Annotated in this window: 20 protein-coding genes; 8 read left to right on the forward strand and 12 right to left on the reverse strand. The window is 58.6% G+C overall.

Annotated elements, in window-relative coordinates; all coding sequences use genetic code 11:
• The 3 genes from FHD67_RS20725 to FHD67_RS16675 all read left to right on the forward strand — a co-directional run.
• Positions 1 to 206: hypothetical protein (locus FHD67_RS20725; protein ID WP_218062333.1), on the forward strand; the 206-nt coding region annotated here is incomplete at its 5' end.
• Between the two features lie 611 nt (positions 207 to 817).
• Positions 818 to 1,009: a hypothetical protein gene (locus tag FHD67_RS16670; RefSeq protein WP_139599377.1), complete on the forward strand. Its 192-nt coding sequence runs from the start codon at positions 818 to 820 to the stop codon at positions 1,007 to 1,009.
• A gap of 505 nt (positions 1,010 to 1,514) precedes the next feature.
• Positions 1,515 to 1,721 carry a cold-shock protein gene (locus tag FHD67_RS16675; RefSeq protein WP_139599412.1) on the forward strand — a complete coding sequence of 69 codons (207 nt, stop codon included), beginning with the start codon at positions 1,515 to 1,517 and terminating at the stop codon, positions 1,719 to 1,721.
• Between the two features lie 101 nt (positions 1,722 to 1,822).
• On the opposite strand, the gene FHD67_RS20530 is transcribed toward FHD67_RS16675, so the two are convergent.
• The 3 genes from FHD67_RS20530 to FHD67_RS16695 all read right to left on the reverse strand — a co-directional run bounded on the left by FHD67_RS20530 (position 1,823) and on the right by FHD67_RS16695 (position 4,251).
• Positions 1,823 to 2,137, reverse strand: a complete 315-nt coding sequence (locus FHD67_RS20530) for a hypothetical protein (RefSeq protein WP_176695165.1) — start codon at positions 2,135 to 2,137, stop codon at positions 1,823 to 1,825.
• A 350-nt stretch (positions 2,138 to 2,487) separates the two neighbouring features.
• Complete coding sequence (locus FHD67_RS16690; protein WP_139599380.1) at positions 2,488 to 3,267, reverse strand: hypothetical protein; 780 nt, start codon at positions 3,265 to 3,267, stop codon at positions 2,488 to 2,490.
• A 195-nt stretch (positions 3,268 to 3,462) separates the two neighbouring features.
• Complete coding sequence (locus FHD67_RS16695; protein ID WP_218062334.1) at positions 3,463 to 4,251, reverse strand: glycosyltransferase family protein; 789 nt, start codon at positions 4,249 to 4,251, stop codon at positions 3,463 to 3,465.
• Positions 4,252 to 4,531: 280 nt separating this feature from the next.
• Between FHD67_RS16695 and FHD67_RS16700 the strand changes: the two genes are divergently transcribed.
• The 5 genes from FHD67_RS16700 to FHD67_RS16720 are packed head-to-tail and all read left to right on the forward strand — an operon-like array spanning position 4,532 to position 9,946.
• The gene (locus tag FHD67_RS16700; protein WP_139599381.1) at positions 4,532 to 5,629 is read left to right on the forward strand and encodes an ABC transporter ATP-binding protein; all 1,098 of its coding nucleotides are present in this window, start codon (positions 4,532 to 4,534) and stop codon (positions 5,627 to 5,629) included.
• Positions 5,622 to 6,692 (forward strand): MBL fold metallo-hydrolase, encoded by a 1,071-nt coding sequence (locus FHD67_RS16705; RefSeq protein ID WP_176695166.1) that lies wholly within the window; start codon positions 5,622 to 5,624, stop codon positions 6,690 to 6,692. Before FHD67_RS16700 ends, FHD67_RS16705 begins: the two co-directional genes overlap by 8 nt.
• A complete protein-coding gene (locus FHD67_RS16710) occupies positions 6,689 to 7,279 on the forward strand; it encodes a histidine phosphatase family protein (protein WP_176695167.1) in 591 nt (196 codons plus the stop codon). Before FHD67_RS16705 ends, FHD67_RS16710 begins: the two co-directional genes overlap by 4 nt.
• Entirely contained in the window at positions 7,276 to 8,247 is a 972-nt protein-coding gene (locus FHD67_RS16715; RefSeq protein WP_139599384.1) for an ABC transporter substrate-binding protein, read from the forward strand. The genes FHD67_RS16710 and FHD67_RS16715 overlap by 4 nt, the downstream gene beginning before the upstream one ends.
• Entirely contained in the window at positions 8,237 to 9,946 is a 1,710-nt protein-coding gene (locus FHD67_RS16720; protein ID WP_176695168.1) for an ABC transporter permease, read from the forward strand. The genes FHD67_RS16715 and FHD67_RS16720 overlap by 11 nt, the downstream gene beginning before the upstream one ends.
• Before the next feature lie 121 nt (positions 9,947 to 10,067).
• Here FHD67_RS16720 and trhA read toward each other — a convergent pair whose 3' ends face one another.
• The 9 genes from trhA to FHD67_RS16765 all read right to left on the reverse strand — a co-directional run bounded on the left by trhA (position 10,068) and on the right by FHD67_RS16765 (position 17,093).
• Entirely contained in the window at positions 10,068 to 10,724 is a 657-nt protein-coding gene (trhA, locus tag FHD67_RS16725) for a PAQR family membrane homeostasis protein TrhA (RefSeq protein WP_139599386.1), read from the reverse strand.
• A 109-nt stretch (positions 10,725 to 10,833) separates the two neighbouring features.
• Positions 10,834 to 12,156 carry a DNA/RNA non-specific endonuclease gene (locus FHD67_RS16730; protein WP_176695169.1) on the reverse strand — a complete coding sequence of 441 codons (1,323 nt, stop codon included), beginning with the start codon at positions 12,154 to 12,156 and terminating at the stop codon, positions 10,834 to 10,836.
• Between the two features lie 251 nt (positions 12,157 to 12,407).
• Positions 12,408 to 12,617 carry a hypothetical protein gene (locus FHD67_RS16735; RefSeq protein ID WP_139599388.1) on the reverse strand — a complete coding sequence of 70 codons (210 nt, stop codon included), beginning with the start codon at positions 12,615 to 12,617 and terminating at the stop codon, positions 12,408 to 12,410.
• Positions 12,618 to 13,131: 514 nt separating this feature from the next.
• Positions 13,132 to 13,629 (reverse strand): CYTH domain-containing protein, encoded by a 498-nt coding sequence (locus FHD67_RS16740; RefSeq protein WP_139599389.1) that lies wholly within the window; start codon positions 13,627 to 13,629, stop codon positions 13,132 to 13,134.
• Positions 13,630 to 13,727: 98 nt separating this feature from the next.
• Complete coding sequence (locus FHD67_RS16745) at positions 13,728 to 14,126, reverse strand: NUDIX hydrolase (protein WP_176695170.1); 399 nt, start codon at positions 14,124 to 14,126, stop codon at positions 13,728 to 13,730.
• On the reverse strand, positions 14,119 to 14,613 hold the full coding sequence (locus FHD67_RS16750) for a CYTH domain-containing protein (RefSeq protein WP_139599391.1): 495 nt from the start codon (positions 14,611 to 14,613) through the stop codon (positions 14,119 to 14,121). The genes FHD67_RS16745 and FHD67_RS16750 overlap by 8 nt, the downstream gene beginning before the upstream one ends.
• Positions 14,614 to 14,618: 5 nt before the next feature.
• Positions 14,619 to 15,380 carry a ParA family protein gene (locus FHD67_RS16755; RefSeq protein WP_139599392.1) on the reverse strand — a complete coding sequence of 254 codons (762 nt, stop codon included), beginning with the start codon at positions 15,378 to 15,380 and terminating at the stop codon, positions 14,619 to 14,621.
• A 1-nt stretch (position 15,381) separates the two neighbouring features.
• Positions 15,382 to 16,908, reverse strand: coding sequence for a CHAD domain-containing protein (locus tag FHD67_RS16760; RefSeq protein ID WP_139599393.1), 1,527 nt, complete (start codon positions 16,906 to 16,908; stop codon positions 15,382 to 15,384).
• Positions 16,905 to 17,093: a hypothetical protein gene (locus tag FHD67_RS16765; RefSeq protein WP_139599394.1), complete on the reverse strand. Its 189-nt coding sequence runs from the start codon at positions 17,091 to 17,093 to the stop codon at positions 16,905 to 16,907. The genes FHD67_RS16760 and FHD67_RS16765 overlap by 4 nt, the downstream gene beginning before the upstream one ends.
• Positions 17,094 to 17,411 lie beyond the last annotated feature (318 nt).

Genomic DNA, 17,411 nt, shown 5'->3' on the forward strand with positions numbered 1-17,411 from the left:
GCTATTTCCTTATGGTTTTTGTCGGCATTCCACGCCGGTCGCGGCTTGTCAAGCGGGTGGCGCTGCACCGAGATCAAGACGCATTGAAATGTAGCCTCGGACAAAGCTTAGATTGGAGCTGGGCCTTGCAGATCGTGCCAACAAGTTCGGTCCCAGAAAGACGGACTTGGAACTATCCCCTTTGGATTAGCGGCAAGAGTAGCTGAATATGTACCGCCCCTCGCCACCTGGGCGATCGGGGCTCACTGAGCATATGCGCTGATTGCTCAAGAGGTAGTCGCGGGCGGCCCCACGATACTCGATTTCCGGATCCTCGATCCCGACAGCCATCAAGGCGACCTCCAATTGGCCGCGGCGATCGGCGATATACCACGCATTGCCCTTGTAGAAATGTTCGTCAGCGGTGCCGAAATCGGAAACGGGCGGTGTTGTGCACCCCCCAAGAGCAAGCAAGCCGATCAATGCGTATTTAATGCCGAGGTCAGGCCCTTACGATCACGCAGCCATGTCGCGCCTTTAATATAAAGACGAACCTTCGTTGGCAGTGTGAGTTCCGCGGCAAGCATCGGTCTTCTTGTCCGACCGGCGCGCGTTCTTCGGTGAGAGATCATCGATACCGGCAAACTCGCGGTCAAGGGTTCAGGCGAACAGATCGAGAAACAAAGCCTCCAGGTCGAGCAGGTTTGGCAATGCGATTTTCGATAGGGCCTGGATGAAGAAGTATACCCAACAAATGTCAGGATAATGGTCAGACTTGGCAAGCTACCTTGCGGAACATTGGATCCAGCCATCTGTTGACGTGCAGGAGGACCATGTCATGACGCAAGACCAACTGAAACCGACGCCTACCGATCAGGTTCAAGAGGCCGCAAAGACGGAGCGACATCCCGAAGTGCCTGACCATGTTTTAGATGAAGAGGACCCTGCTGTACCCGGCGGCAACCGCCCTGACGCCGCAGTCGCGGAAGACCCAACCAAGCCTGGCTTGATTGATAAGAGCAAGACCTGACCAAAGTGACCATGCGTTGGCGTCAAGGCCTGCCCGCTCCGGCAGGCCTTTGAACATGAAAGCGTGTCGGTACAATTTAAGGGATCGCGAGATTATTGATGCTCCTATAGGTTGAACTCGACAGCATTCCCTGTTGTCACCCGACCCCGCTCGGCAACTCCCTCCAGCCGGGCGGGGCATTTTTTCCCAACAACTGTTCTGAGACCGTCCGCTATCAAGACCGACAGACAAGGATCGTCTAGAAAACCAACGTGTGTTGAGGCTTCTGATCTGAAGGTGAGGTTCTGCGCCGTTCGAGGCAAACTCCGGACTATGGATCTGACACCGTTGTTCGAAATTCTTGTGCGCCTGGTCTCGGCCGCCGCCATCCTCCCCGCATCTATCTACCTTGGCACCAATCGCGGTTCGCGACGCCTCGGTTCGGAGCGGCAGCCAAATCGGCGGCTTGCCGGATCGCACGTGATGGCCGAATATCGCTGCATCAGAAATCGTCTTGGAGAATGAAATGCCCAGAGGAACGGTCAAGTGGTTCAATGCGGACAAAGGCTTTGGCTTCATCCAACCGGAAGGCGGCGCGCAGGATGTCTTTGTCCACATCTCGGCCGTTGAGCGCGCTGGCTTGCAGACCCTGAAAGACGGCGTAGCCGTGTCCTACGAACTGGAAACAGGTCGCGGCGGAAAGACCAGCGCGGTCGACCTTCGGTTGGTATGAAGACTGCCGACGACACCGGTGGGGTATTAGCTGACTTTACCGCTCGGCTTAAATTGATCGTAGGCGACCCGTGCTCGGGTCGCCCCTTTGTCTGCACCGGGTCACCACTGGCATGTTGTGTGTTTATTGTCGGCCAGAACCCGGCCAAGGAGACTGCCAATTTCTGGCGCTACTGGTCGGATGATGACGGCATGAACCGCGCCGCGTAGCGCGAGCGCTACCTTGCCAAAAGTGCATTGAGCCCCACCAGAAAGCGGATCGAGCATCTGGCCGACCTCACCAGTGCGCCTTTTCTCGAGACAAACATCTGGTGCGTTGAGGCTGGGAGCGGCAAGCATCTGACACGCGCGGACAGAAGCACTGCCGTCTTTGAAATGTTGCTCGATCAGATCTGGCCGGCTGCTGTCGTCGCACATGGATCTAAGGCAATCTCCCTGCTCGATCACCTAAGCACCAGCGCGCAGGTGATCGCAGTGCCTCACCTGTCCGGACTGGGAAGCCCAAAGGGCTTCGGCGGGCGCGACGAAAGGCTCCAGCAGCAGGCAACCATGATTGGCCTCACACGATCGCCATTAAAAATGCGGTCAGAAATCAAAAAAATAGCAATTCGACAGTGCATTCAACACCTGCTGCATGCAAATTAGATCGGCCATTGCCACATGGGCGGCTGCGCCAAGCGACCCGACCCTGCCCGGAAGACGGAACTGCAGAACCGGCATGCCCCACGCGAATGGCGAGACCGCTGTGATAATAAATGATCGCAGGGTCAGGCACCATGGCGGGCGCCAAAGCCGTCGAGTGCTTGTTGCATGCTTTCACTGACGCAAACGCACTTACCAGCAGCTCGCTCTTCTTGAATCCGATCCCCTATCAGGCGTGCCTCGTGCAACGGGGAGTGATGACCGGCATCTTTCACTTTTGAAAGCGCAGCTTCGTCAGATGTGATCTGATCGTTATACCCGGCGACATATCGCGTAGAAAAAAACGTAAAACCAACAAATGTCAGGCTTTTGAATGGAGCATCAAGGAAGAAATCAGCGCAGACCATGCCCGTACTGGGAGCGTGACCGCCCAGCCTTTTCGACAGCGCCCCATAATGCTCGTAGGGTACTATTTTTACACCTGCGGAACTTCCGAACTTTTCCTCGGCAAGCAGGGTATCCAGAAAAGCGCTTTTCTTGAGAGTCCTATGGACGATATATTTTACGCCAGCACGGTTGATATCATTCAAAGTGACCGGCTGACTACCACCAGCAAAACTGTGAAAAAGCACATCGCAACGCAACGAATCTCCTTTCCATAAATCAAGAGACGTATGAATACCATTCTTCATTCTAACAACAATGTCGACTTTTGAGTAGTCGATGCTTTTCAAATCATCGAACAGAGTATTGGCGGGACCTACAATAAGTATCCTTTTGCCACGAAATTGTTCCGGTGATATCGTATATTGATCCTTGAACTGCCTATACAGCGTTTTGTATATTACAGAACGCAGCAGCCTGGGGGAATGCTTGGCAAGTGCATGCCTGTATTGAGAGATCATGGTTGAGCGTAGGCTCCTTGCAAAAGGTGAAGTAAAGAATACCGGCCTCGTTTTATCACAACCACCCTCACCAAATCCTCTCTCGCTTCCGCTGCTCTCCTGACAACCCCGCTTGTGCATTCAGGAACACATCGCATCTCGCATCAGCTGACCGAGTGTCCGGTATGGATGAAAGAAGAGATTATGAGTACGATTTCACGGTAGAGGTCGATCCAACGCATCTTTTTCAGCGAACCACAGGTCAGCATGCTCGCATCTCCGGTATTCTTCGAAGTACGGGCCTCCTTCGGTATAGTGAATAAGATGCGTATCCTCGAGGGGAGTGTCGCTGTAATCGACTAGGTGGTTCCAGCCTTGGGGCAACGCGCCTATCCGACTGTCATCCGTTAGCCATTTGAAGCGATGCAGCTCGAGGCCGGAGGCCGTATTCACGTAATCAGGTGTAAGTGCCGTGCAGCGGGTGTTATTGAACAGCATCATGCTCGACCAGTTTTTCTTTTCATAGGTCGTCTGCGTTGCGCCCCGGAATTTTGTCTGCTCTTGGGGGACATGGTCGTGCTGGACGCACATCAAGTCATAACGGTCATCGCGCATGGCCCAGAGCTTAGCGATGTCATCAATACAGAGCATATCGCAGTCCATGAATATGGACCATCCGGAATACCCGCTCAACCACGGTACAAGAAACCGAGAAAACGAGAACTCCGTCGATTGGAGCGCATTTCGCTCACGGGTAAAAACGCCCTCCAGACCGCCAAGCACGATCGGCGTGATACTCAAAGGCTGCGTGGCCCGCGAGAGGAGGCTATGAGACAGGGCATGGTATGCCACAGGCTCGTGGCTGTCATAACCGATGAAGATACGGATCAGGTCTGCAGTACTGGCTTCGGGCAAAATAATCATCACTTTTTGCAGGAATTTAAGGTCAGCGTGATTGTGGCAGGGACGCGACTGTCTCACCACCAAGTCCACGGTCATAGTCACGGACTGAGACTGTTGCAGAAAAATTTTGGATGACAAGTAATTCATCCTGAGACGTGGCCCTCTTCTGCCATCCTTACGACGATAGTCTGCACACGGTGCGACCGTTAGATCTTTGTGGAATTCGCAGCATTTTCCGTGGCGGGGAGCATGTTCCTCCATCGCGTTGTTAGCAGGCTTGCTACTTGGGATGTAACTCGGTGCTCCAGTCATCAAACGATCGCCGTATCGTCACAAAGATGACATTCGTACCCCGTACGTCAGGACCAAATCCGGAGTATCCATGCCGCATGTCCGCGCATTCAGCCTTAGCAAGTCCTTTGGTACTACAAACGTCCTGAATCAAATCGATTTGGATCTCCCACAAGGCTCGTTTCTAGCTTTGCTGGGTCCTTCGGGCTGCGGCAAGACCACACTTTTGCGCCTGATCGCCGGACTGGAACTCCCCGATGCGGGTGAGTTGCGGTTTGATGATCAACTGATTGCCACGTCCGGCCATTTCGTGCCACCCGAGCGTCGTGATCTGGGCATGGTGTTCCAGTCCTATGCCTTGTGGCCCAATATGACGGTGCGCGGCAATGTTGCCTTCGCCTTGCAGTCACACCGTATGACATTGACTGAACGGCGCGCCCGCGTGGATCAGATGCTGACCGCGACGGGTCTATTATCCTTGGCGGACCGTCGACCGCAGGATCTGTCTGGGGGTCAACGACAGCGGGTGGCGCTGGCGCGATCGCTGGCACTGCGTCCGGGGCTGCTGTTGCTGGACGAGCCTCTGGCCAATCTCGATGCGCATCTCCGCCAGCAAATGTTGGTTCAATTTCGCCAGTTGCATGCCGAAACGGGTGCGACTTTCATCCTCGTGACCCACGATCAGGACGAAGCGATGACGGTCGCCACCCATATCGCCGTGATGGACAGGGGCCAGATCCAACAGATGGGATGCCCTGAAGATCTGTATCGCCGTCCCGCAACACCGATGGTGGCGCGCTTTATCGGTCACGGTGTCACTGTGCCAGTAGAGGTGACCGGGACGCTGGATGGTATATGCGACCTGCATGTGGGAACTGCGGCACTTCGCCTGCCCGGAACAGCAAAACCTGGCCCCGGCTGGCTGTGCCTGCACCGCGAGGACGTGCGTCTGTGCGACGGGCCGGGGCATCTACACGCGCGCATTCTGTCGCAGAGCTTTCAGCACGGCCACTATCTGACCCACGCTCTGACCGACGCGCTGGACGATCAGATGCTCACCCTCTTAGTCGATCGCCCGCTCACCACGCACACGCCGGTTGGGCTGGAGATTACCGGCGGTTGGGTGATCGGCCGCGATGCTGATAAAACCTCGCAAGCCGGCGCACGGCGCGGGGCGGTCAATGCCTGAACTGCGCGCCATATCGGGGGTAGGCAGCAAGGGGGCCGCCTGCTTCCTGCTTCAGATTGGGGAACGCAATTTACTCCTGGACCTGGGCCGCGGGCCTGACGAAGACCGCGCGCCCGATCTGCGGGATCTACCGCCCATTGACGCGATCCTGTTCAGCCATGGTCATGCCGATCATACAGGCGGCTTGGATCTGTGGCCGGATCTGGGGGCCCCACCGTTGTTCGCCAGCCGCCCTACCATCGCGCTCGCCCGCCATCCCGGCCTGCAACAGGCGCGGCCCCTTGACGGACTCGGTCAGATATTGGGTGTGGCCCTGCTGACCGGTCCTGCGGGCCATGCGCCGGGGGCGGTCTGGATGCGGATCGGGGGCAAGGGCGGCCTGCTGTATTCGGGGGACGCCTGTGCCGAAAGCCCGATGTTTTGTGCCGCGCCCTACCCGCCCGCGGCAGCAATGGTGATCGACGCCTCGTACGGGGTCGCAGACCAGCCGCTTTCCGCACAGATCGAACAGATCGTGTCCCAGATCGACGGACCTGTCCTGTTGCCTTGCCCTGCAGGCGGGCGCGGACTGGAGATTGCCGCAACGCTGCTGCAGCGCGGTTTACCGGTCAGCATCTGCGCCGAGCATCGTCGTGTCGTACGGGTCCTGCGCGATCACGCGGACTGGATGACGCCACAAGGTCGCAACGCGTTGTCTCTGCTGGACCAAGCAGCCGATCTGCATGCGGACAGCCCGATTGCCGGTTCGATGATCGCCGCGGGTCCCAATGCAGAACGCGGTGTGGCGCACGCCTTGGCCGGGCGCATCCGTGACGCCGGCGGTGCGCGGATCATCTTTACCGGCCATGTTGCTGCGGGCAGTCCCGCACAGGACCTGATCGATCAGGGCCATGCTGTCTTCAGTCGCTGGAACGTGCATCCAACCTTGTCACAGGCCAGCGCAATGGTCGCGTCCGCCGCACCGCAGGTGATGTTGGCCGCGTTTTGCGCAGCCTCGGTCGCGGATGATCTGCGTGTGCGGACTGGCTGGCCTATCGCTCGAGGCGAAAGGCTGGTGTGGTGAGCCTTTTCGATCATCCTTGCTTCCATTTGCTGCGTCACGGCCAGACGGAACACAACGCCATCGACCGGATTGCAGGTGCGACCGATGCGCCCCTGACAGACTTGGGTCGGGCGCAGGCCGGGCACGTGGCGCTGACCTTGCGGGATAGGCCCATCGGGCGCCTTTTTGCCTCGCCTTTGCAGCGCGCCTGGCAAACGGCTCAAGCGATCGCAGCCCTGCGTCCCGACCTGGAGATACAGCCCGCCCCCCTGCTGGCCGAACGCGACTGGGGCATTTGGGAAGGCGCGCCCCGTGCCATGCTGGACCGCGACGCCACGCCCGAGGGCGGCGAAAGCCCCGAGGCGTTTCATGATCGCATCCTGCAGGGCTGTGCAGCCATCTCCGGCCCCGCCGCGCAAGAGGCACCGCCTCTGATCGTGGCCCACTCCGGCACCATCCGCTCAGTGATGGCAGCCCTTGATCTGCCGTTTCTGCGCCCGACGAATTGCGCGCGGATTACAATATTTCGCGATCCGCGCGGATGCTGGCGCGCCGACCCGCCCGTGGTCGTGCCCGACCCCTTTTCCCAAACTTCGAGGCTGTCATGACCCGTATCCTGATGCTGACCACTGCTTTGTCCGCCACCGCATTTGCTGCACAGGCCCAGACCCTGACGATCTACACGTCGCAACCGCAGGAGCAAATGACCGAGGTTATTGCTGCCTTCAACAAGGATCATCCCGATATCTCGGTCGATATCTTCCGTTCCGGCACGACCGAGGTGATGGCCAAGCTGCAGGCGGAATTCGCAGCCGGCCAAAGCCCCGCCGACGTTCTGCTGATCGCAGATGCCGTCGCGATGACCCAGCTCAAGCAGGACGACCGCCTGATGGCCTATCCCGAGGCCCCTGTGGATGGCATCGACCCGGCCCTGCTGGACGCGGATGCTACGTTCTTTCCAACGAAGTTGATCACCACCGGTATCGTCTACAACACCGATCTGGTGGACAGCCCGCCGACCTCCTGGGCCGATCTGGCCACGCCCGAGGCGGCGGCGATGACGATCATGCCGTCGCCGCTTTATTCCGGTGCAGCGGCGATCCATGTGGGCACGATGGTCCAGCAGCCTGAATTCGACTGGACCTATTTTGAGGCACTGTCGGACAATGGCGCCGTCGCAGGACAAGGCAACGGCACCGTGCTGGAGGCCGTCGCGCGGGGCGAGAAGGCATATGGCGTGTTGGTCGAATACATGGCGATGAACGCCAAGGCGCAGGGCTCCCCGGTCGATTTCGTGTTTCCGTCCGAGGGCGTGACGGCGGTGACCCAGCCTGTGGCGATCATGGCGGGCACTGACAACGCCGATGCCGCCCGTGCCTTCGTCGATTGGCAACTGTCCGAGGCCGCACAGGCCCAATCGGTCGCGCAGGGCTATTTCCCTCTGCGCGACGGCATGGCAGCGCCCGAGGGCTATCCCGACCCTGCCAGCCTGACGCTGATCGGTGCCGACAATGCCCGCCTGCTGTCCGATGGAGAGGCTGTCAAGATGGAGTTCTCGGACCTCTATGGCGGCTGACCTGCACCTGCTGGGCGACCGGCGTACGGGGGATGGCGAGCGTCTACTGGCCATCCTTCTGTGTCTCTATGTAGCATCGATCACGCTCTGGCCCATGGGTCAGGTGCTGGTGACAGCCTTTCGTCCCGGCGATGATGGGGCGCCTTTGGGTGTTCTGCGCGACACGCTGGCCGCACGGGCAACGGGGCGGGCGTTTATGAATACGCTGACCTTGTCGCTCGCCTCCGTCGCGATCTCGGTCGTATTGGGCGGTGCACTGGCGCTGGCCGTGGGGCTGATGCGAATGCGGTTTCGGGCGGTCTTGTCTTTTCTGATTCTGATGCCGCTTATTATTCCTTCGCAGACGCTGGCTCTGTCCTGGATTGAACTGATGGGCTCGGGCTCTCCGATCCTGAGGGCCTTAGGGTTGGCGCCTGCGCAAGGTCAGGGCAATCCTCTTTATTCCCGCAGCGGTATCGCGCTGATCATGGGGATCGAGCATATGCCGCTCGTCTTCATTGCCATCCGCGCCAGCCTGAAATCCGTGCCCGCCGATCTGATCGAGGCTGCCCGCATTGCAGCAATCCCTCCCCGACGGGTGCTGATGCGGATAATTCTACCGCTCACCTATCCATCGGCGCTGGCGGGTGCATTGCTGGCCTTTACCGCGGCTGTCGGCAATTTCGGCATACCGGCTCTTCTGGGCATTCCGGGGCGGGTGCCGATGCTGACTACACTGATCTATCAGCGGCTGAACGGCTTCGGCCCTGCGGTCGCGGGGCAGGTCGCGGTGCTGGCACTGATCCTCGCCGCGCTGGCAGGAATGGCTCTGATGCTGCGCCATCTTGCCTTGCGCCGCTTGACCCTGCGCATCGAGGCAGGCCGGGTTTTCACCCCCGCGCATCGCGCGCCGCTATGGGCGCAGGGGGCGCTCTGGGTCGTGGTCCTTGTCATCGCGCTCCTGCCGCTGGCTGCGTTGACTCTGACCTCATTGACCCCGGCGATCGGTGTGCCGTTTTCAATACAGGTGGCAAGTCTGGATCAATATGTCCGGGCCTGGTCCAACCCGGCCGTGAGCCGGGCGTTCTTGAACTCATTTACCTTATCAGGTCTGGCGGCTGTGATCTGCGTCGGCGTGGCGCTGCCGCTGGCCTATCTGCTGACGCGCCGGCCTAGCCCTGCCGCTACCCTGTTGGACTTGTCTGCCGAGGTACCTTGGGTCGTGCCCGGCACGGTCGTTGCGTTGGCGATGATCCTGGCCTTTCTTCCACCGCTCCCCCTGGTCGGGATTTCGCTCTACGGCACTTCGGCCATCATCCTGATCTCTTATCTGGCCCGGTTTCTCCCCTTGGCGCTCCGCCCGGTCGTGGCTGCTGCCCAAAACGGGGATCCGGGACTGGACGAAGCCGCCCGAATCGCAGGTATCGGTTTGGGGGGGCGAATAGCGCGAATTTTTATGCCCTCGGTCACGCCAGCGGCCACGGCAGGGGCGGTGCTGATTTTGATGACAGCGATGAACGAGTTGACGCTGTCCTCCCTCCTGTGGTCCTCAGGGCACGAGACGGTCGGCGTAATGGTTTTTTCGCTGCAATATGAAGGTAACTCAACCGCCGCGGCGGCAGTTTCCGTTTTGTCCACGTTACTCTTGTTTACATTATGTATGTTTGCGGAGCTGATAATCGGACGCACCGGCTCGTCAACTCTTCCATGGCGCGGCTAGATATCTGACTTTGATTTTTGGGATTTCTTCGCAAAGTGAATTGCGCCTTTAAAGGCCGCTTTAAAGCCTGATCGGCTCGACATCAACACAGCATGCGCTGGACAGCCGCATGTAAATTAGTTCAAGAAAGTGTCCCAATCTGCGTAGCGACTGCTGAGTAGAAGAGGCCGCTCGCGACGATGACGAGTAGGTGCCAGATCGTTCGATGAAACGGCAAGCGCGTTGCCACGAAAAACCCAAATCCCACTGTATAGATGAGCCCACCACCCAAGATCAGTCCGAACACAAGTGAGGACATTCCGCCGAAAAGCGCGTCTCCGGCAATGACGCCTGACCATCCCATGATCATGTACAGGCTTATGGCGACGCTGCGCCATCTATTCGGTACGAACGTGCGCAATCCCACCCCGAGAGCCGCGCAGCTCCATATCCAGACCACAAACCACCCGGTATCGTGGGGAGACAGAAGCGCGAATGCCGTATAGGTGCCGGCAATCTTCAGGTAGATTGCCGAATGATCGAGCCGCTGCAGGTACGGTGTCCAAGTCTGTGGATGCGTCATGTTGTAGAGCATCGAGCATGAGATCATCGCGATGAGTGTGAGGCCGTATACCGAAACACCGACCAACCCGAAGTCCGCAGTGCCGGTCGATAATGTCCACATGATCAGGAGGGGAACCGCGAGCAGTGCTGCTGTCAAACCGGCAATATGAACCAACAGGTCCGACATCGTTTCGAGCCGGCTGTATTCGATGCGACGTGGTAGGTAAAAGTTCATTAATAACCTTCCATCGTTGATCGCCTCAAAAACCGCGCGGCTGATATTGAATTAGCGTGGGACAAAACCTCAGACGTGTAAGCATGCTTCATGCTTCATGCCGCGTCGGCTAAATGATGATGTCACGAAGAGTACTGACATCCCTTATTTGCCTTCCAGTTCCGGGCGCGTCGTCACGAGCAAGCCTCCGGCCTGCTTGATTGACGTGCCGCATCACGTCGCCATCCGGATGACGACTGAAATCAAGTCCGGTTTGACCGTTCAGTTCCTCCAGGCTGACCTGGTAGAGACGAAAGGGCTCGAATGTCAGCGTCGTCTCCAGATCGCCTAGCAGGTCTTCCTGGGACAGAATGAAGGCGGTCAGACGCGGCAGGTCCTCGAGATCGCGCCACCCGATCAGCTTCCAGAATGCCGCCGGGATACGAGCCCCCCGATATTCGATGTCTGTCGGACTGAAGATCGGACCGGCCTGCACGGATAGACGCAGCTTGGCGATACCAGCTTGAGCAAACACGTGATCCTCGAGTTCTCCCCAGAGGCCCTGACGGGAGGACTGGTTATAAGCCTGATGCTGCGGGGCGATGTTGGTGTAGTAGAACGAGTCGGCATTGGCCTGCTGCGCTTCGGCGATGCCGCCCCAGCACAGGTCTGCGCGCCGGGCGATGTGACCCCGGTCGAGAACGTTGTCGCTATAAAGCGCGTTTCCCCATTGGTGTTCGGCGTCAATGCGAGGATCGAGGGCAAATTCTGACCGCGGAAGTTTCACCATCCGCGCCCCGTCCACGTTCCAAGCAACGTAGCGCGCCATGCGCCGCTCAGCCGACAAACACAGACTGAAATGGGTATAGGGGATGCTTGTGCGATCCTCGAAGAGAACCGCGTCAAGCGCCATGTCATCAGAAAGACCCGGCTCCGGAATAGGGATACCTGTGAACCCGGCATCATAGCCGTCGCGCGGGACATCTCCATCAAGTCCCGCGGTCATATCTGGATAGTTCTCTAGGTGATCCCCCGTACACGTTTTGACTGCCGGGGGGGAGACAGTCCCCGGCGACCAAGTCAGGTCCAGACTGCCGCTCGTGACGATCTGCCGATCAGCAGCGGACTGGCCTGGGTCAGATCTACCGCGCACTCTGTCGCCAACACCCGCGTGATCGTCCATTCGCACCGTGAGATCCACACTCCGTACGGTATGGTCAGCAGGGACGGGAATGCCATTGAGCGCAACGAGTGCTGATCCCTCCGCGCCTCCGGGACAGTCGCTCGATGGCTCACCTTGGACAATGACATTGACGCTTAATTCCAGAAGACTGCTGCCGTCCTTCCGTTGTATCCAGACGAAGGTCCCATTGGCAGCGGCAGGATAGCCGACGCCATTGATCCGGATATGGCAGCCGGTGCTTCTCTCGTTCGTTTCCGACTTCGACATCATTCTATCCCCGGCCTGTACAGGGTGATGAGACATCGTGAGTGTAACAGGGGCAAGAAGATCACGTACACGATGACATCGGTAGGCTTGCACATGATCTTCAACGTCTTAGGGCGGCATCGCTCCTTGGTGCATGCTTAAAGATCGGACAGAGCTTTGGGCCAAGCCGCATGCATGAAGCTCAGGCTAAAAGCCATTTCCAGCTCTTCGCAGGGTCTACACCTGACCGGTAGCTGAGCGACGCGGCATTGAGGTCACGCCACCTCTGCGTCTGAGGACATAAGCCACAGCCTGACCGCATCCCTGGATGCCCCGAAGATGCCGAAGCTATCCAGCATTTTGACGCAGGTTACAGGATCAGCCACCGGCCGCGGGCGCTTGCCATGATCCGCCCGCCATACGCAGACCACAGATCCCTGCTCGTCCGTTTCGGCAATCAGCATTCTATCCGTATTCGTGTTCATCCTGCGGCCTGTATCCCCGTCTCAAGCAGTTCAGATAATCCTGTGCGTGAGCACGGGCCATATGTCTAAATAGCAGGATTGCATGCGCCCCGAATTCAGAAGATCGCGCATCTTGGTGGAGGGCTTATGGCCGCGTTACTTTATCCACAATTTCTGGGGATAGTTCTGGGGATGGGACGCTGGTCCGAGATGTTTTCCGGCTGCACTGATAGGCTGCCTCTACCCCACTTAGAGGCCCTTCTATTAGCCTGAAGGTGTCCTACGAGCAGGAAGGGCCTGAGCAGATGGGGGGCCTTTTTTCTGACCGCCTGCAAAACCGGTGTCATGGCACTTGTGCTGTCGCCCACTTCACATAGAAAAGCGGCTGCAGTTCCCTGCAGCCGCCACCTGTCCCAGGCAATCTCTCATGCCCCAACAATTACGGGACCATGGCTCATCAGGCAAGACATACAGCCTCCTTGGTTCAGTGCCGTCACGGAAGTGACACGGACGGTATCAGCGGTTTTCTATCCGATCAGCTTCTGATCAGGAAATCCGCAAGCACGAACCCATCTGCATGCATTGCCCGGGTGAGTTGGGCGGAGCTGTATCTGCTGTCATGCGTGATGTCCCGTCCAGCCCAGGACGGGCGTGGAAACTCGTGACGTTCGTGCGGGAGCTCCACATCGCAGGTCACCAGACCCGCCAGCGCACCCAGATACTCGTCGACTTGCCAGAGCAGGCCGCAGAACTGGATATCATGCCGCCGCTTTTCCAAGCTCGGAGCGCTCGGGAACTCGCTGATCATGTCGGCCGCCTGGTCGGGTGGCAAATCAAAATGAAACTCGCTGCGGGAAACCCCTGTACGGTTGCCCTTTATGGTCAAGGTCGCCTGATCATCACAGACGCGGATGCGCGCCTTGCCGGTCTCGAAGCGGGCAACCAGATAGTCTTTGATATGGTGGCAGCCCAAAGTCTGGTCCCGCCACTCGTCGCTTGTCACAAGGAGCTTACGTTCAATCTCGATACTCAATCTCGCCTCGTTGGTTGCGGCCCATGGGCAGGCCGATCAGACTGGTCAGGCGCCGTCGCGGCGGCTCTTGGGCCGCAGCGCAAGGCTCTGCTCTGACCTTAGGGGTTTTTCTTGATGAGGGCGCGCAGCCCTTTGCGCATGCCGGGGCAGCGCAGCAGCTGCGCGGCTTTCGCGCTCGAGACCACGATCCTGTCGCGTTTGCGTCGCTCGGGCCATCGCTTCAGCATCTTCTCCACCCGCATCGCGTAGAGTGTCAGAAGAACCTTCCGTCCACCTTGCCTGCACGTCACGACGGCTTTTTGGCCGGAGTGGATGCGGCCCCGGATGCCGCCCTCCTCGTAAGCTTCCCGACGGGCAGATCCCCTGCCCGACATGCCCGGAATACGGCGCCCCTTCGGATGGATCCATTCCTTGCTTCCCGGCCTGCTGACCAGAACGACCTTGTCCCGCCCCTTTTCAGGAAGAAGACAGAGAACGCCGTATCGTTTTTCAGCCACCGGCCAACTCGCGGACAAGAGATACCCCTGTCAGTGCCAGTGACTTGTTGCCGAAGCGCTTGTCGGTGCTGACATCCCGACCGAACCACTCCGGCGCGACAAACTCGCGAGCATCGGCTTCGGATTGAAATTCGACCTCGACCATCACCAGCGGTGCAAGATCACCCTCGAAGATATCCAGCTCGTAGGTCAGCCCCCCGTCCAGCTGACCGACCCAACGGGTCTTCACGACGCGACGGCCTTCTGTCTGCGGCCATAGCATCTCGAACTGCGCCTCGCTGATCTCGATCTCACGCTCACCCCGAACGATACCCTCCCCGGATTTCACGCAGAGAACGAATGTCTCATCGGTCTGGCGAAGCCGAACCTCGACGGAGTCCTCAGGCACGGTCAAATAGCCTTGGCGCAGTGACGATCTGTCGGCCAGAGACAGGTCAGGCATCCCCGCAACCAGGAACTTCCGCTCGATCTCAACGGGTGCTTTCATCGCGCTCAGCCCTCCATCAATCGTGTCTGAACTTCTTCGTAGATCTGCCTGTATGCTTGCGTGGACGGACGCTCAGATGCGAACGCCAGCACCGGGGCTCGATTGACACCCATCCGCTCGACATCGGTGGAAAACGGAAGGGCGGCCTCCAGGATCCGTTTCGGGTAGGCCTCGCGCATGCGTGCCATGGTCTCGCCGTGCAGGCTTTTCTGCCGCTGCACCATCGAGAAGAAGGCCGCGATCTTCTTTTTGCTGCCCTTCGCGTCCTCATGGCCGTCGATGAAGTCCAGAAGCTGTTCGAACGTCCTCTCCGACAGAGTGGTCGGAATGACAGGGACCACGATCAGGTCCGCCGCCTGAAGGACGCTCTCGGAGAGTGTCGAGATGTTCGGCGGGCAATCCAGGACGATGATGTCGTAGTCGCCGCCGACAGCCTTCAGCGCCTTCTTCAGGCGCGACTGGCTGTTCTTCATCCTTGAGAGAAAGACGTCGAAATCGCGAAAGGTCATGTTGGCAGGGAGGATGTCCAGATTTTCAAAATCGCTTCCGCGAATGGCCTTTGTGACTTGTTTGGCCTCCTCAAAGAACGCCTCGTTGTCCAGTTTCTGAGATGGCTTCACGCGAAAGTAGAAGCTCGAGGCACCTTGGGGATCGAGGTCGCAAAGCAGGACGCGATTGCCGGCCTCGGCAAAGGCATAGGCGAGGTTGACGGAAGCGGCGGTCTTCCCGACGCCTCCCTTGTTGCTGTAGCAGGCGACAATCTTCATCTCAGGCTTCCTTGGCGTTGAAGAGTGAGCGGAACTGATCACGGACATCTGGGCCGTCGAACTGATCGAAACTGGCCATGATCCGGGCGCGCTCTTCCTGCTGCCGTTCATGCAGCACGGCGATCAAGGCGCCGATGCTCTGTGCCAGGGCGAGGTCCTGCCTGTGTCCAATCGGCTCGTGAGCGTCCATGAAGCTCTTCAGAAATGCCTGCTGGACGGAATAGTCGTTGAAGAGCCCAAGATTGTCCTGAAGACGCTTGAGGGGTTTCAGGATGGGTTTGACGGCCGCTGCCGGATAGAGAGGTGCAAAGAACTCCATGAGGTAGCGAAGCTTCTTGCAGCCAATCCGCAGCTCGTGGACCCGTTCGTCAGGCGTGTCGGCCGTGATCTCGCGGGCGATGCGACATACCTTGCGGTAGCGCTTGCAGATCAGCTGACGGGAATAGTCCCCAACCGGGGCGTCTGCCCTCGGCCCCTTTCCGGGACCCCTTGTCTGGAGAAATTCAGCCTGCAGTGCCTCGATCCCAGCCTGATAACGGGCGCTGTCAAGATGGACTGCCATGGCACGGTGCGCGCGGCGGCGCTCCTTGCGAAACATCTTGAACATCTGCTCCAGCCCTTCATGCAGAGAGGAAGGCACCATCGCGAAATACTCGTTCTTGGCCAGAAGGTAGACGTCCAGATCCCGAAGCCGGCCTGTAGGAGACATCAGTTCGGACGCCTTACGCTTGAATTCCGCAGTCTGTTCCTCCGGATACACGCCTTTGAAGAGGCTAAGGACTGATCTGACTTTTCGCAGGGCGACGCGGTAATCGTGTAGAAACTCCGTGTCATGATCGGCGATGACCCCGGCCTCATTCTCGCGAGCCACCTGCAGATAGACCGTGATGATGTCGGTCGCTGTTTGCCATGCCGTGGCATTGTCGAGGATGGCGACGTCGGGTTTAGCACTGTATCTGGGATAGTCCGGAAACAGTATCGAGGACAGCTCGGCCGCGCGAGGCGAAGGGCTATCGGCGGCGGCCTTAAGGTGCTCGCGCAGTCTTCTCAGGGCTTTTTCGTATCCACGCAGCGGCTGCAGCGCGGCGATCGTCACCGTCATGCCCCTGCCGTCGGGTTTCAGCGTGGTCAGATGCGCCCGGACGAGCGTCTTCCTTTCGTCATCGGTGACCGTCAGATCCCGATGAGTGACAGTTCCGGACCCGATCCTCAGGAGACTGCGGAGAGGCGGGACGTGCTTGAGGGCGGCCTTGACGGGCCCGTCTTTCAGGTCGGCCACGAACCGATCATTCCCATCGGCCTTTTGAGCCACCAGGCCTGTGGATCCCTCCAGCAGAGTGAGTGTCCTTCCCGATCTGAACACGAGCTGGCCAGCGGCGTGAAGAGACCCGATATGGTCGTCGAACATGTCAAACGTCGCGTCATCGGACTGACCAATCTGAAGCGACAGATCGTCCGGCATTTCTGCCAAATCGGTGTCAGCCAGCGCTCCCGGAAGGATGAGAACCGTTTGAGATGCCCGCTTCATGATTTCTTGCCTGCCGCCTTCTTGAGATAGCTGTCGACCAGCTCCTCGATGATCTTCTGCACGCTCGTGTCGTCCTCAATGGCCCGTGTCTTCAGCGCCTTGAGAGTCTTGCGATGAAGCCGCAGCGATGTGTTCACCCTCTTGGCATCCTCGGATTTGGGGCGGGCAGTCTTGCTTTTCGGCATCAATGGCACCCAGCTTTGATGACGTCATGATGTCATGAGGCCTGCGTAGGCGGCAAGGCCATTCGATCCCTTCCCGATTGGCGTTTTGCACTCATCTAGAGGGGAAGGAGGCCATGGGCCGATGATGCTGTCACGGCAAACGCATGGCTTGGCCGTCACGAGGCCCGTGGAGCCTGTGAGTATGGCGGAATGGGAACGCAGGGTTTCCCAAAAGTTACTCTCTCTTGATGCGCGTCCCAATTTTTAAGCACGACCGGATAAAGGCATAAAAATGCTCCTCACAGAGAGAACGGTTGTTACAAGGTCATGTTATTGGTG

The organism is Paracoccus haeundaensis, from assembly GCF_006239215.1.
GTDB lineage: Bacteria > Pseudomonadota > Alphaproteobacteria > Rhodobacterales > Rhodobacteraceae > Paracoccus > Paracoccus marcusii.

Excerpts from the sequence above, each read along its gene's own strand:
- FHD67_RS16670 (WP_139599377.1), top strand. The coding sequence starts at position 818 with ATGACGCAAGACCAACTGAAACCGACGCCTACCGATCAGGTTCAAGAG.
- FHD67_RS16675 (WP_139599412.1), top strand. The coding sequence starts at position 1,515 with ATGCCCAGAGGAACGGTCAAGTGGTTCAATGCGGACAAAGGCTTTGGC.
- FHD67_RS20530 (WP_176695165.1), bottom strand. The coding sequence starts at position 2,137 with ATGTGCGACGACAGCAGCCGGCCAGATCTGATCGAGCAACATTTCAAA.
- FHD67_RS16690 (WP_139599380.1), bottom strand. The coding sequence starts at position 3,267 with ATGATCTCTCAATACAGGCATGCACTTGCCAAGCATTCCCCCAGGCTG.
- FHD67_RS16700 (WP_139599381.1), top strand. The coding sequence starts at position 4,532 with ATGCCGCATGTCCGCGCATTCAGCCTTAGCAAGTCCTTTGGTACTACA.
- FHD67_RS16705 (WP_176695166.1), top strand. The coding sequence starts at position 5,622 with ATGCCTGAACTGCGCGCCATATCGGGGGTAGGCAGCAAGGGGGCCGCC.
- FHD67_RS16715 (WP_139599384.1), top strand. The coding sequence starts at position 7,276 with ATGACCCGTATCCTGATGCTGACCACTGCTTTGTCCGCCACCGCATTT.
- FHD67_RS16720 (WP_176695168.1), top strand. The coding sequence starts at position 8,237 with ATGGCGGCTGACCTGCACCTGCTGGGCGACCGGCGTACGGGGGATGGC.
- trhA (WP_139599386.1), bottom strand. The coding sequence starts at position 10,724 with ATGAACTTTTACCTACCACGTCGCATCGAATACAGCCGGCTCGAAACG.
- FHD67_RS16730 (WP_176695169.1), bottom strand. The coding sequence starts at position 12,156 with ATGATGTCGAAGTCGGAAACGAACGAGAGAAGCACCGGCTGCCATATC.
- FHD67_RS16735 (WP_139599388.1), bottom strand. The coding sequence starts at position 12,617 with ATGAACACGAATACGGATAGAATGCTGATTGCCGAAACGGACGAGCAG.
- FHD67_RS16750 (WP_139599391.1), bottom strand. The coding sequence starts at position 14,613 with ATGAAAGCACCCGTTGAGATCGAGCGGAAGTTCCTGGTTGCGGGGATG.
- FHD67_RS16755 (WP_139599392.1), bottom strand. The coding sequence starts at position 15,380 with ATGAAGATTGTCGCCTGCTACAGCAACAAGGGAGGCGTCGGGAAGACC.
- FHD67_RS16760 (WP_139599393.1), bottom strand. The coding sequence starts at position 16,908 with ATGAAGCGGGCATCTCAAACGGTTCTCATCCTTCCGGGAGCGCTGGCT.
- FHD67_RS16765 (WP_139599394.1), bottom strand. The coding sequence starts at position 17,093 with ATGCCGAAAAGCAAGACTGCCCGCCCCAAATCCGAGGATGCCAAGAGG.